This window comes from Aeromonas sp. R7-5, from assembly GCF_040908015.1.
GTDB lineage: Bacteria > Pseudomonadota > Gammaproteobacteria > Enterobacterales > Aeromonadaceae > Aeromonas > Aeromonas caviae.
In genome coordinates this window covers 396,489-409,764 of record NZ_JBFOCZ010000026.1, presented here as the reverse complement: position 1 = coordinate 409,764, position 13,276 = coordinate 396,489, and the positions used below count along the sequence as shown (strand labels likewise).

Annotated in this window: 13 protein-coding genes; 7 read left to right on the top strand and 6 right to left on the bottom strand. The window is 63.9% G+C overall.

Annotated features, from left to right (window positions below):
• Positions 1-251 precede the first annotated feature (251 nt).
• A complete protein-coding gene (locus tag AB5Y53_RS10430; RefSeq protein WP_103243232.1) occupies positions 252-1,262 on the top strand; it encodes a LacI family DNA-binding transcriptional regulator in 1,011 nt (336 codons plus the stop codon).
• A gap of 93 nt (positions 1,263-1,355) precedes the next feature.
• Complete coding sequence (locus AB5Y53_RS10425) at positions 1,356-2,114, top strand: tRNA-(ms[2]io[6]A)-hydroxylase (RefSeq protein WP_368181926.1); 759 nt, start codon at positions 1,356-1,358, stop codon at positions 2,112-2,114.
• A gap of 137 nt (positions 2,115-2,251) precedes the next feature.
• On the opposite strand, the gene AB5Y53_RS10420 is transcribed toward AB5Y53_RS10425, so the two are convergent.
• From AB5Y53_RS10420 to pspF, 6 genes are all read right to left on the bottom strand, one after another.
• Positions 2,252-3,037: an ABC transporter ATP-binding protein gene (locus tag AB5Y53_RS10420; protein WP_039039015.1), complete on the bottom strand. Its 786-nt coding sequence runs from the start codon at positions 3,035-3,037 to the stop codon at positions 2,252-2,254.
• Positions 3,038-3,119: 82 nt separating this feature from the next.
• Positions 3,120-4,118, bottom strand: coding sequence for an oligopeptide/dipeptide ABC transporter ATP-binding protein (locus AB5Y53_RS10415; RefSeq protein ID WP_010674529.1), 999 nt, complete (start codon positions 4,116-4,118; stop codon positions 3,120-3,122).
• 79 nt (positions 4,119-4,197) lie between these two features.
• The gene (locus AB5Y53_RS10410; protein ID WP_010674530.1) at positions 4,198-5,091 is read right to left on the bottom strand and encodes an ABC transporter permease subunit; all 894 of its coding nucleotides are present in this window, start codon (positions 5,089-5,091) and stop codon (positions 4,198-4,200) included.
• A gap of 89 nt (positions 5,092-5,180) precedes the next feature.
• The gene (locus tag AB5Y53_RS10405) at positions 5,181-6,140 is read right to left on the bottom strand and encodes an ABC transporter permease subunit (RefSeq protein ID WP_010674531.1); all 960 of its coding nucleotides are present in this window, start codon (positions 6,138-6,140) and stop codon (positions 5,181-5,183) included.
• A 61-nt stretch (positions 6,141-6,201) separates the two neighbouring features.
• On the bottom strand, positions 6,202-7,797 hold the full coding sequence (gene sapA, locus AB5Y53_RS10400; protein ID WP_010674532.1) for an ABC transporter substrate-binding protein SapA: 1,596 nt from the start codon (positions 7,795-7,797) through the stop codon (positions 6,202-6,204).
• Positions 7,798-7,933: 136 nt separating this feature from the next.
• Positions 7,934-8,980 carry a phage shock protein operon transcriptional activator gene (gene pspF, locus AB5Y53_RS10395; RefSeq protein WP_239053466.1) on the bottom strand — a complete coding sequence of 349 codons (1,047 nt, stop codon included), beginning with the start codon at positions 8,978-8,980 and terminating at the stop codon, positions 7,934-7,936.
• A gap of 196 nt (positions 8,981-9,176) precedes the next feature.
• On the opposite strand from pspF, the gene pspA reads away from it, so the two are divergent.
• From pspA to AB5Y53_RS10370, 5 genes are all read left to right on the top strand, one after another.
• On the top strand, positions 9,177-9,857 hold the full coding sequence (gene pspA / locus AB5Y53_RS10390; protein ID WP_010674534.1) for a phage shock protein PspA: 681 nt from the start codon (positions 9,177-9,179) through the stop codon (positions 9,855-9,857).
• A gap of 3 nt (positions 9,858-9,860) precedes the next feature.
• On the top strand, positions 9,861-10,097 hold the full coding sequence (pspB, locus tag AB5Y53_RS10385; protein WP_005300084.1) for an envelope stress response membrane protein PspB: 237 nt from the start codon (positions 9,861-9,863) through the stop codon (positions 10,095-10,097).
• Positions 10,098-10,203: 106 nt separating this feature from the next.
• Positions 10,204-10,608 (top strand): envelope stress response membrane protein PspC, encoded by a 405-nt coding sequence (gene pspC / locus AB5Y53_RS10380; protein WP_010674535.1) that lies wholly within the window; start codon positions 10,204-10,206, stop codon positions 10,606-10,608.
• Positions 10,609-10,680: 72 nt separating this feature from the next.
• The gene (locus AB5Y53_RS10375) at positions 10,681-12,087 is read left to right on the top strand and encodes a YcjX family protein (protein ID WP_139738018.1); all 1,407 of its coding nucleotides are present in this window, start codon (positions 10,681-10,683) and stop codon (positions 12,085-12,087) included.
• 49 nt (positions 12,088-12,136) lie between these two features.
• The gene (locus AB5Y53_RS10370) at positions 12,137-13,180 is read left to right on the top strand and encodes a YcjF family protein (RefSeq protein ID WP_368181925.1); all 1,044 of its coding nucleotides are present in this window, start codon (positions 12,137-12,139) and stop codon (positions 13,178-13,180) included.
• Positions 13,181-13,276: the final 96 nt, after the last annotated feature.

Sequence of the window (13,276 nt, the reverse complement as noted above, 5' to 3'; positions counted from 1 at the left end):
GAGGTAGATCCTTTTCACCAAGTGGGCCTGCTCGCCCCGCCGCCGCGAAGGGCGGGAACGCGCATGAAACTGAATGTGGAACCGGTTCCACATAGAGTGCGCGGCCTGAGCGCGGGAGACAAGCACCTTGTGCAGCGAGCGTCCGGATCCGTGAATGGGATCACTGAACCCGGGCCAGCACACCATTCGTGCGACGACAAGCCGGGGGCGGTGCAGTACACTGCGCCCCGTTACGAGCAAGGGAGAACACAATGACGACGATGCTGGAGGTGGCAAGGCGGGCAGGGGTGTCGAAGGCGACGGTCTCCCGGGTGTTGTCGGGCAACGGTTACACCAGCCAGGAGACCCGGGACCGGGTGCAGCAGGCCATCGAGGAGTGCGGCTATCGCCCCAACCTGGTGGCGAGGCAGCTGGCGACCAGGCACACCCGGACCCTGGGACTGGTGGTCACCAACACCCTCTACCACGGCGTCTACTTCGGCGAGCTGCTCTCCCAGGTGGCGCGGATGACCGAGGATCGCGGGCGCCAGCTCATACTGGCGGACGGCAAGCACAGCGCCGACGAGGAGCGCCAGGCCATCCAGTATCTGCTCGATTCCCGTTGCGATGGCGTCATCATCTATCCGCGCTTTCTTGGGGTGGAGGAGATGGACGAGATCATCGAGCAGCATGAGCAGCCCATCATGGTGCTCAACCGGCGTCTGAGCCGCCATCCGGCCCACTGCGTCTATGCGGATCAGCAGGCGGCGGCGGAGGCGGTGGTGGACAAGCTGGTGGCCATGGGGCACAGGGAGATCGCCTTCATCGCAGGCTCTGCGGATTCCCCCACCGGCGCCGAGCGCCTGGCCGGTTACCGGCAGGCGCTGATCCGGCACGGCATCCCGGTGCAGGAGACCTTGATCGCCCCCGGCAAATGGACCCCCGCCTGTGGCGCGGCCGCCGTCTCGGCCCTGCTGGCGCGAGGCGCTCGCTTCAGCGCCCTGGTGGCCAGCAACGATGACATGGCGATCGGGGCCATCAAACGGCTGCACGAAGCCGGTGTGATGGTGCCTGACGAGGTCTCGGTGGTGGGGTTTGACGACATCCCCCTGGCCCCTTACGTCATTCCCGCGCTGTCGAGCGTCAAGATGCCGGTGAACGGGATGATCCAGGAGACCATCAACCGCCTGATCACCATGGTGGAGGAGGGGAGCCGGGACGCACTGCCCGCCTTCAGCGGCACCCTGATCCGCCGCGACTCCCTCAGGCGTCTGACGGGCTGAGCCATGATGGCGGTGGGCAGGCCGGGCGGGATCCGTTAGCATAGGCCCCCCGGCGCCAGGCGCCGCGTGTCGTATCAACAGATGAGAGTTCAGATGGATGACCTGTTAGCCCCCGTTCGCCAGTTCCTGCATTGCGAGACCCCGGATGAGTGGGTGGAAATGGCGCGGGATCCCACCCAGTTGCCGACCCTGCTTATCGATCACGCCAACTGCGAGAACAAGGCGGCACTCACCGCCCACAGCTTGGTGCGCCGCTACTGCCTGCCCAAGGAGAAGCGTCACCTGCTGCCCAAGCTGACCTTCTACCGGGAGCTCGATGCCTTGCCGGAGAAGGCGGAGATCCTCGGCAAGCGCACCATGGGCGAATCAGACAAGAGCGTGTTTGCCGAGCTGGAGCGCAATCCCCTGCTGTTCCCCATGGTGCGCCTCATCCAGGAGGAGCTGCACCACTTCGAGCAGGTGCTGGAGATCATGGCCGCACGGGGCATCCCCTATGGTCCCGTCACCGCCTCCCGCTATGCCCGCAGCCTGCTGACCCATGTGCGTACCTACGAGCCGGCCGCCGTGGTGGACAAGATGATCATCGGTGCCTATATCGAAGCGCGATCCTGCGAGCGTTTTGCCAGGCTGGCCCCTCATCTGGACGAGGAGCTTGGCCGCTTCTATGTCTCCCTGCTGCGCTCGGAGGCGCGTCACTATCAGGACTACCTGGCCCTGGCACAGACGTTCGCAGACGAAGACATCAGCGAGCGGGTGGCCTTCTTCGGTCGCCTGGAGGCCGAGCTCATCTGTTCGCCGGATCCGCAATTCCGGTTCCATAGCGGACTGCCTGTCAGATCTGACAGTTGTTGAGGTGACGGGGGCTGCCTACCATTCCCCTGTTCCTACTACGAGCGACGCAATCACTTTTTGAGCGCAATCCCCCGGCGACTGATGAGACATCAGGCCGGGTTTTTTTATGTCTGCGCAAGGGGAAACGCGCCGCGGGATCAGCGGCGGTATTCGTTGTTGTAGTTCTGAATGAGGCGGCGGGTGACGTCGTGCTGGGGATCGGCGAAGACCCGCAAGGTCTTGCCGCGCTCCACCACACGCCCTTCGTGCATCACCAGCACCTCGTCGCTGATGTGGCTGACGATCCCCAGATCGTTGGCCACCAGCACATAGCTCAGCCCCATGGTCTCCTGCATCTCCAGCAGCAGGTTGATGATCTGGGAGCGTACCGAAATATCCAGGGTCGAGAGCGCCTCGTCCGCCACCACTATCTTGGGATTGAGGATGAGCGCCCGTGCCAGCCCCACCCGCTGCTGCTGGCCGGCGGAGAGCATCTGGGGATAGAAGAGGGCGTGGTCGGGGAGCATGCCCACCATGCGCAGGGTCTGGATCACCTTCTCCCGGCGCTCCTCCTCGCTCAGGGCCGTGTTGAGGCGAAGGGGGGTCTCCAGGATCTGGCCGACCCGGATTTTCCGGTTAAGGGAGGTGTTGGGGTCCTGGAAGATCATCCGCAGCAGCTTGCAGCGGGTCTGGTAATCGCCGTGGACCATGGGTTGCCCCTCAATGGCGATCTCCCCGCCACTCGGTTCAATCATGCCCGCCAGAATGCGGGCCAGGGTGCTCTTGCCCGAGCCCGCCTCCCCGACGATGGCCAGGGTCTGGCCCACTTCGAGATCGAACGAGAGGGGCTTTATCGCCTCCACCGCGCGGCGCCTGAACAGGCCGGTGCGGTTCTGGTAGGTCTTGCACAGGCCCCTGACCTGCAACAGGGAAGGTTCGGTCACGACGTGGTCTCCTTGGGTGTGCTCGCCGGATAGAGGGGCTGACGGGGCGGGCAGGTGCCCCGGATCAGGGTCTGGTGCCGGTTCATTTCTTCGGTTCTTCCATGTTGAGGGGGAAGTGGCAACTGAACTGATGCCCCTTGACCTTGCTCATCAGCGGCGTCTGCACGCACTGCTTCTGGGCGTAGGGGCAGCGTGGGCCGAGGCGGCAGCCGATGGGCAGGTGCTGCAGCGGCGGTATCACCCCGGGCAGGGTCTCGAGCCGGGACTTGTGGCGCACCAGCTTGTCAAAGTCCGGGATGGACTTGAGCAGGGCATCCGTATAGGGGTGGTGAGGGGATTCCAGGATCTGGTCCCGGGTCCCCACTTCCACCATCTGGCCGCAATACATGATGTTGAGGGTGTCGGTCAGGTTCGCGATGGCGGCGATGTCGTTGCTGATGATGAGGATGGTGGTATTGCCCAGCTTGTTCATCTTGTCCAGCAAACGCAGGATCTGGGAGTGGGTGGTGGACTCCATGGCGCTGGTGGGCTCGTCCGCCACCAGCAGGCGCGGCTGGTTGGCGATGGCCATGGCGATCATCACCTTCTGGCACATGCCGTCCGACAGCTCGTGGGGATAGGCCCGCATCACCTTGCGGTGATCCTTGACCCCGACCCGGTGCAGCAGGGCGATGGCCCGCTTCTTGCGCCACTGGAAGCGCTGCCAGAACTTGCCGGTGAAGGCGCTGGTGGGGATGGCCTCTTCGAGCTGGGTGCCTATCTCCTCCGAGGGGTCTAGGCAGCTGATGGGATCCTGGAAGATCATCGCTATCTCCCGCCCCATGATGCGGCGCCGTTCCTTGGGCGCCATGGTCAGCAGGTCCATGTCGTTGAAGCGCATCCGGTCGGCGCGCACCGTCCAGTTGTCCTTCTGGATGCCAACGATCACCTTGGCCACCAGGCTCTTGCCCGAGCCGGATTCCCCCACCAGCCCGCGGATCTCCCCCTCGTTCAGGGTCAGGCTGACTCTGTCCACCGCCTTGACCTTGCCCTGGGGGGTGTCAATTTCGATGGTGAGGTTGCGTATGTCGAGCAGGGGCATCAGCAATGTCTCCCGTTCAGGGCGCAGCCGGGTCGCTCAGGGCGTCCGGGGGCGGGGATAGATAACAAGGCTGGCAACATCAGTCGTTCCCCTCTTTGAGTGCTTCGCGAATTCCTTCGCCCACCAGGTTGGTCACCAGCACGCTAAACAGGATGGCCATCCCGGGCAGGGTCACCGTCCAGGGGGCCAGATAGATAAGATCGCTCGAATCGGCCAGCATGGCACCCCACTCCGGCTGGGGAGACTGGGCCCCGAGACCGAGGAAGCCCACCGCCGAGATGTCCAGAATGGCGGCGGAGAGGGTGCGGGTGGTCTGGGTCACCAGGGTCTCGACGATGTTCGGCAAGATGGCCAGACGCATGATCCGCTGGGGCGGAGAGCCGTCGAGGCGGCTTGCGATGATGTACTCCTTCTGCATCTCGGCGTGGACCGCGTTGTAGGTGGCCCGGATGAAAGGCGGTATCAACGCGAGCGTGATGGCGATCAGGGTGTTGAACAGACCCGGCCCCAGGATGGCCACGACGATAATGGCCAGCAGCAGGGACGGGATGGAGAGCAGCGTATCGAGCAGGTGATGGAGCACGCTCGACTTCACCCCCTTGCTCATGCCGCCGAGGATGCCGATGGCCGAGCCGATGACCAGCGCGATGAGCACCACCAGCAGGGCGTTGCCGAAGGTGAGCCTGGCCCCGGCCACCAGACGGGAGAGGATGTCGCGCCCCAGATCGTCGGTCCCCAGGAAGTAATCGATGTTGCCGCTGTTGGCCCAGGAGGGGGCGAGCAGCAGGTGGTTGCTGTGCTGATCGTCGATGCCGTAGGGGATCACCAGGGGACCGATGAGGGTCACCAGCAGCAGCAGACCGAAGCACCAGAGCCCCGCCATGGCCAGCGGATTGCGCCGGTAGGAGGCCCAGGTCTGCTCCAGGGGGGAGAGGATCTTGAGCTCCGGATAGATGTTCGATTTATCGTGCATGATGCAGGCTCCCGTGCTGGTCGCAAGGGGATGGGCACGCCTGTGCGCCGGTGGCCCATGGGCCGCCGTGGTTCATCCACAGACCGCAATCAATCTTGTCTTGCATAGAGTTCTTTACGCCGTGCCGGATACATGATGGTGGTCAGCAGATCGGTGCTGACGCTGATGAAGATGACGAAGCTCGCCACCACCAGGAAGGCGCCGCGGATGGCGGCATAGTCCTGCAGCGCGATGCTGCTCACCAGCCAGCGGCCGATGCCGGGCCAGTCGAACACCACCTCGGTGATCATGGCGGAGGTGAGCACGCTGCCAAGTTGCAGCCCCAGCAGCGGCAACACGGGGGGCAGGGCGTTTTTGAGCCCGTGACGCCAGACGATCTGACGGCGGGAGAGTCCGCGGCTGGCGGCGGCCTTGATGTAGTTCTGTTTCATCACGTCGATGAGGGAGCTGCGCACGTGGCGGATCACCTCGGTGGTGGGCACCACGGCCAGCACCAGGGAAGGCAGTACTAGATGGCGCAGGGCGTCGTGCAGGGCAGCTTCCCGCCAGGGCTCCTGGCTCATCAGCACATCGACGATGGCGATCCCGGTGATGGAGGGCACGTCGTAGAGCAGGCTGATCTGGCCAGAGGAGGGGAGCCAGCCAAGATCCAGGGAGAAGAACATCACCATCAGCAGCCCCAGCCAGAAGACCGGGATGGCATAGCCGACGAGGCCGGCGGCCATGATGGAGAGATCCGGGCTGCGCCCCTGATAGAGGGCCGCCAGGGTGCCCAGGGGGATGCCCACCAGCAGCGAGATGGCGAAGGCGGCGAGGCAGAGGGTCAGGGTCGCCGGGAAGTAGTGACGGATCTCGTCGAGGACCGGCTGGCCGGAAACGCTGGAGAGCCCGAAATCCCCGGCGGCGATGCGCTGGAGGAAGTCAGGATAGCCGTGCCAGAAATCCAGCACCTGGGTGATGAGGCGAAACTCCAGGAGGTAGGCCCCCAGAGTCAGCACCAGGAGGGTGATCACCAGCAGGGTGATGCGGCGCAGGATATAGAAAAACATGCTTATGCCTCCTGGGGACGGTGCGCCGATGGCCCGACGATGGAGTGGTTATCTGTCATGGTCACTCCCGATGGGCCTGGTTGAAGGTGGTGCCGCCAAAGGGCATCAGGGTCAGCCCCTGAATGTCGCTGCGACTTACCTGGGTTCTCAGGGCATGGGCCAGGGGAATGAGCGGCAACTGCTCGTTGAGCAGGGACTGGGCATAGTAATAGTTGCGCAGGCGGAAGGCGAGCTGCGGGGTAGTCACCGCATCGTCCAGCAGCTGATCGAAGGCGGGGCTGCACCAGCGGCTGTAGTTATTGCCCCGCTCGACGGCGGCGCAGCTCAGCAACTGGCGGAAGAAGTTGTCCGGATCCGCGTTGTCGGCGATCCAGCCCGAGAGCAGGCTGTCATATTGTCCATGGGCGAGCCGGGTTTCGATGACCGGCCAGGCCTGCTGCACTATCTTGAGGCTCACCCCAATCTTGGCGAAATCGCTGCGCATCAGTTGCGCCGTTTTGAGGCCGTCCGGGTTGTAGGGACGGGCGCCGGGTTGCACCAGCACCTGCATCTCGAAGCCGTTGGGGTAGCCCGCGTCCTTGAGCAACTGGCGAGCGAGCTTGAGATCCGGCTTGCGCTGGGGCAGGGAGGGGTTGTAGCCCCATGAGAGGGGCGGCAGCAGGCTGGCGGCGCTCTGGCCGGTCTCGAAATAGACCGCCTGCAGCAGGTTCTGCACATTGATGGCGCTGGCGAGGGCCTGGCGCACCTGCACCTTGTTGAACGGGGCCTTGCGGGTATTGAGGGCGAGGAAGGCGACGTTCATCCCCGACTGCACCGACAGATCCAGGTGGGAGTCTTTGTCTATCACCGACAGCTGGCTGGCAGAGGGGGTGCTCATCACGTCGCACTCGCCGGTCAGCAGCTTGGCAAGGCGCTTGGAGGATTTGGGGGTGATGTCGTAGATGAGCTGCTCCATTCTGGCCTCGCCGCCCCAGTAGCCGGGGTGACGCAGGTAGCGCACGAACTCGTTGTGGCGATACTCCTTGAAGCTGAAGGGGCCGGTGCCGATGGGGCGGCTGTCCAGCAGCGCCGGGGTGCCGGCCTTTAGCATCTGCTCCCCGTACTCGGCGGAGAGCACGATGGCGTAGTCGCTGGCCAGGGTGGCGAGGAAGGAGGCATCGGGGCGGTTCAGCTCGAACACCACCTCATAGGGCCCCTTCTTGTAGACCCGCTTGATGAGGTTGCCGAGCCCCAGGCTGTAAAAATAGGGGTACTCGCCGCCGGAGACGGCGTGGAAGGGGTGGTGTTCGTCCAGCAGACGCTGCCAGGTGAACAGGACGTCGTCGGCATTGAAGTGACGGGTCGGGCTGAACCAGGGGGTACGGTGGAAGGTCACTCCCTTGCGCAGGGTCAGGGTATAGGAGAGGCCGTCCTCGCTGCTTTGCCAGCGGGTGGCGAGCCCCCCTTCGATGCCGAGGGTGTTGGCATTGACCTCGAGCAGGCGATCGTAGATGGGACGGGCACTGGCATCCAGGGTCGCATCCGAATTGGCAAGCTGCGGGTTGAAGGTTCGGGGTGCCCCTTCGGCACAATAGATGAGCCCGGTTTTGGAGGCTTCATCGCGTTTCTGACAGCCGCTGACCAGGACCAGGAGACCAAGCAGCAGGGGGGTGAGCATTCTCATGTTGGAACCATGTTTTCAGACAAAGTTGCCCGCCAGGGGGCGGGCGCGTTGCGGGGGGCGACCGGGCAGGCGCTCCCGTCGGGGGTGACGTGCGCCGCGTTATCCGCGCGCACAGACCCGGTGCCAGGCATCAGCCCGCCTCCTGGTTGCCACTGTTGTCATCCCCGTCCAGCAATTGATATTTGCGCAGCATCCCCCGGAACTGGTGATAGCTCAGGGCCAGCAACTGGGCTGCTTTGCGCTGATTATACTGGGATTGCTGCATCGCTTGCTTGAGTAAATTAATCTCGTACTCCGCCACCGCCCCTTTGAGATCCAGCGGCAGGGTCGGGGTCGGGGCCGTCTCTGCCGAGGTCGGCGCGTCCGTGGAAGGGGCCGCGTCACCTCGGGCACGGGGGCGCCAGGGGGAGTCAAAGGGATTGAGCACCAGCTCCGCCAGCGGCAGCTGGGGGTTGCCCTGGCGATAGAGGCTGCGCTCCACCACGTTCTTGAGCTCCCGCACGTTGCCCGGCCAGGGGTAATCTTGCAGTAGCTGGGTCGCCTTGCGCGAGAAGCCGGCAAAGAGCGGATACCCCAGCTCCCGGGTCATGCCGTGGGCGAAGTGCTCCGCCAGCATCAGGATGTCCTCGCGCCGCTCCCGCAGGGGGGGCAGGGTGATGACGTCGAAGGCGAGCCGGTCCAGCAGGTCGTGACGAAACCGTCCTTTCTGTGCCAGTGCAGGCAGATCCTCGTTGGTGGCGCACACCAGTCGCACATCCACCTTGAGCGGCTTGGCGCCGCCCACCCGCTCGAACTCCCCGTACTCGATGACTCGCAGCAGTTTTTCCTGCACCCGGGCGCTGGTGGTGGCCAGCTCGTCGAGGAAGAGGGTGCCGCCGTCGGCCCGCTCGAAGCGCCCCTGATGACGCTTGGCGGCGCCAGTGAAGGAGCCCGCCTCGTGGCCGAACAGCTCGGTCTCCAGCAGGCTCTCGCTCAAGGTGGCGCAGTTGATGGTGACAAAGCTTTGATCCCAGCGATCCGAGAGATAATGTAGGCGGTGGGCGATGAGCTCCTTGCCGGTCCCACGCTCGCCGATGATGAGTACGGGCTTGCGCAGCGGCGCGAGGCGCGATGCCTGCTCGATGATTTCTAGAAATGCGTTGGATTCACCCAACAGACTTTCCGTGGCCGTGGTCATCCCTACCCCTGTGAGTTGAAAAATCTGGTTAATCTTACCAAAAGTTGGTTATTTTAATCATCACTTGTTTACCCGGGACTTGAACTGCATTCTGAGTGCCCATATAAATCAACAAGTTAAATATTGTTCCAGATTGGCACACAAGTTGCCATTGTCAATGGAGACACAACCCGATGCCTATCACAGGAGTACAATCATGAGCATTTTTTCTCGCCTGGCCGACATCATCAATTCCAATCTGACGGCCCTGCTCGACAAGGCGGAAGATCCCCAGAAGATGGTGCGTCTGATCATCCAGGAAATGGAAGATGAACTGGTGAAGGAGCGCTCCAATCTGGCCCGCTTCCTCGCGAATCAAAAAGAGATCGGCCGTCAGGTGAGCCGCCATCAGGAGCGGGTCGCCGAGTGGCAGGGCAAGGCCGAGCTGGCCCTGACCAAGGGGCGCGAAGATCTGGCCCGGGCTGCCCTCATCGAGAAGAGCAAGCAGGCGGAGCTTGCCGACGCCCTGTCTCGTGAACAGCAGGCGGTGGACAGCGGCATCGAGAAGCTGGGGGAGGAGATCCGTCAGCTGGAAGCCAAGCTGGAAGACGCCCGTGCCCGCCAGAAGGCGATGGCCATTCGCAGCGAAGCCGCCAGCAGCCGCCTCAACGTGCAAAGCCAGGTGGCCCGTGGCGACAGTCAGGCCGTGGTGAGCAAGTTCGAGCGCATGGAGCGCCGCATCGACGAGATGGAAGCCCGCGCCGATCTGGGGCAGTCCGACAAGGCGCTCGCCCAGCAGTTTGCCGAGCTGGAAGCGGACGACCAGATCAGCCGCGAGCTGGAAGCCATGCGCCAGAAGCTGGGCCAGCACAATCCGGCACCGAAACAGGGAGAGTAACAGATGGAAGATCTGCTGGGTGTATTGATGGTTCCCATGGTGGTCTTCATGGTGGTGGTGGCCCCCATCTGGCTGGTGCTGCACTACCGCGCCAAGGGACGCATTGGCGCCGGTCTTGCCGATGGTGAGCGTGAACAGCTGCAGGGCTTGCTGGTGCGTGCCGAGAAGATGCAGGAACGGGTCGGCGCCCTGGAGTCGATTCTGGATGCCGAGGTTCCTGGTTGGAGAAACAAGGTATGACGGTTTTCAATGAGAGATGTCATGAGTGTGGCAAAAAGCCGGAGCGGGCCGAAACCGTATTGGCGTCGATTCTGGATGCGGAAGTCCCCGGTTGGAGGAACAAGGTATGAACAGTGTCAGTCGTGAAGGGCGCAACCTGTACCGGGATCCCCAGCGAGGCAAGATTGCCGGGGTCTGTGCCGGTCTGGCAGAGTACTTCGGGGTGGAGACCTGGATCGTGCGGCTGCTGGCCATCAGTGGTCTCATCTTCGCCGGTTTCATCACCTTCACCGCCTATATTGCCGCCTGGTTCTTGCTCGACAAGAAGCCGGTCACCCTCTACTCCCAGGAAGATGCCGAGTTCGCCGAGGTGCGGATGAAGGCGCGCAGCTGGCAGGCAGGCGTCACACCTCATCAGGCCCTTGCCCGCATCGGCCAGGAGCTGGATGCACTGGAGCCCAGGGTGCAGCGCATCGAGAAGCTGGTGACCTCCAAGGAGTTCACCCTGCAACGGGAGTTCAGCAAGCTCTAATCGTGCCGGGCCGCGAGGATACCGCCTCACGGCCGTCTCTCTGATGTGATCACAAGGAGAAGAAGACCCGCCTTGATACGCAACAAACTCGAACACTCCTGGTCTGTGCTCCAGCACAAGGCCGTTGACGCGGTGAACCGGGCCCGGGATCGCCACATCAGGCTGGCGGTCACCGGCCTCTCTCGCAGTGGCAAGACCGCGTTTATCACGGCGCTGGTCAATCAACTGGAGCACGCGGCCATCGACGGTCGTCTGCCACTCTGGGACGCCCAGCGCCAGGGACGCATCCTCGGTGCTCGCCGGGTGCCCCAGCAAAACGCCCACATTCCCACCTTTCCCTACGAACGGGGCCTCGATGCCCTGTTTGGCGATCCGCCCGCCTGGCCCGCGCCGACCCGGGGAGTGGCCGAGGTACGCCTCGAGATCCGCTATCGCACCCGCCATCCGCTGCGTCGGCACCTGGGGGAGATCTCCACCCTCTATGTGGATCTGGTGGATTATCCCGGGGAGTGGCTGCTGGATTTGCCGCTGCTGGATCTGAACTACGAGCAGTGGAGCGAGCAGGTGCGGGAGCAACTGCGTCGTCCCGAGCTGCAAGCCCTGGCGGCAGGCTGGTTGACGCCGCTCTGGCAGGCAGATCAAGCCTTCGAGGAGCGGGCCGCCAGCGAACTGGCCGCCCGCTACACCGATTATCTGCACGCCTGCAAGCAGGATCTCGGGCTTCACCTCATCCAGCCCGGGCGTTTCGTGTTGCCCGGCGAGTATGCCGGTGCGCCGCTGCTGCAATTCGTGCCCTGGGTGTGGGAGATGCCCACACACTCCCCCGAAGACGGCACTCTCTACGCCACCTTCAAGCAGCGCTTCGAGCAGTACAAGCAGCATCTGGTACAGGGCTTCTATGAGCAGCACTTTGCAGGCTTTGATCGCCAGATCGTGCTGGTGGACTGCCTGGCGCCCCTCAATGCCGGTGCCGCGAGCTTTGGTGACATGCAGCAGGCCATCGCCCGCATCATGGAAAGCTTCGCCTACGGCAAGAGCAATTGGTGGCGCCGTCTGTTCGCCCCGCGCATCGACAAGCTGCTGTTTGTGGCGAGCAAGGCCGATCACGTTACGCCGGAGCAGCACGGGCCTCTGGTGTCGCTCCTGCAGCACCTGGTGAGCCGTGGCCGGGGTCAGGCCCGCTTCGAGGGGATAGAGACCGAATGCCTGGCGCTCGCCGCCATCAAGGCCACCGAGGTGGGCAAGGGGGTGGCAGACGGACGGGAATTTCCCGCCATTCGTGGCACTACCCTCTCGGGCGAGCCCTTGCTGCTCTTCCCGGGGGAGGTGCCTGCCCAGATCCCGCCTGCGCAGTGGTGGAAAACTCAAGGGTTTGATTTTCAGGCCTTTCGCCCGCTGCCCATGAGCGCCCATCAGGCGCTCCCCCATATCCGGCTCGATGCGGCGCTGGAATTCCTGCTCGGGGATCACCTCGAATAACGGGTGGGTGGCCCGCTGTGCTCGAGGGGCGCCCACAGGAGAGAATGCGATGAACGATCAGACAAGATGGCGCACCAATGACGCCGCTCCCCTGCAAGGCAAGGTGACGCTGGAGCCCGCGCCCTCGATGGCAAGCGAAGCGCAGCCACCCGCCCCGGCCCGGCGGCTGGAAGAGGAGAGCTTCGAGCCTCTGGACGCACTGGACGAGCTCACCGAGGTGGAACCCGCGCTTACCGTCAGGCCTCGGCGCCGCCATCGTCTGCTGGCCTGGGGGCTGGGTGGGGTGGGGCTGCTGTCGCTTGGCCAGTTTGGCGCTTTTCTGATGGATCAGTTTGCCGCCTCCCCCTTCTGGGGCGGCGCTTGGTTGCTCGCCTCCGGCCTGGTGGCGGTGGGTACCGCCGGGGTGGCGGGGCGCGAATGGCTGCGGCTGCGCACTTTGAAGCGGCGCCAGGATGTGCGCTCAAGAGCCGAGGATCTGCTGGCCCATCAGGGGGTCGGTCAGGGGCAGGCCTTCTGCGAGGCCCTGGCCGAGAAGAGCGGTGACAAGGGGCGGGAAGGGTATCGTACCTGGTTATCCCAGCTTGACGAGAGCCACAGCGATCGGGAAGTGCTGACCCTCTACAGCCAGCTGGTGCTCACCGAGCGGGACAAGCTGGCCCAGGCCCGCGTCGCCAAATGGTCGGGGGAGGCCGCCGTGCTGGTGGCCCTGAGTCCGCTCGCCACCGTCGACATGATGCTGATGCTCTGGCGCAACCTGCGGATGATCGAGGACATCGCCGATGTTTATGCCATCGAGCTCGGCTACTGGAGCCGCATCCGCCTCATTCGTCAGGTGTTTCGCAACATGCTCTATGCGGGGGCCACCGAGCTGGTGACCGAGGTAGGGATGGATCTGCTGGGCGCCGAGCTGACCGCCAAGCTCTCCGCCCGCGCCGCCCAAGGGGTCGGGGCCGGGTTGCTCACCGCGCGCCTCGGGATGCGTACCATGGAAGCCTGTCGTCCGCTCCCCTGGTGTGCCGACGAGAAGCCGAAGCTGGGGGAGTTGCGCAAGCGGCTGATCGGCCAGTTGGCGGGTTATCTCAACAAGTCGTGAGGTGGCTGGTACCCGACATGAATGTCACAAATTATTTACAATTGTCAAAAGCAGCTGACCCCGGGGTCGGCTGCTTTTTTGAGGGGCAAACCGTTA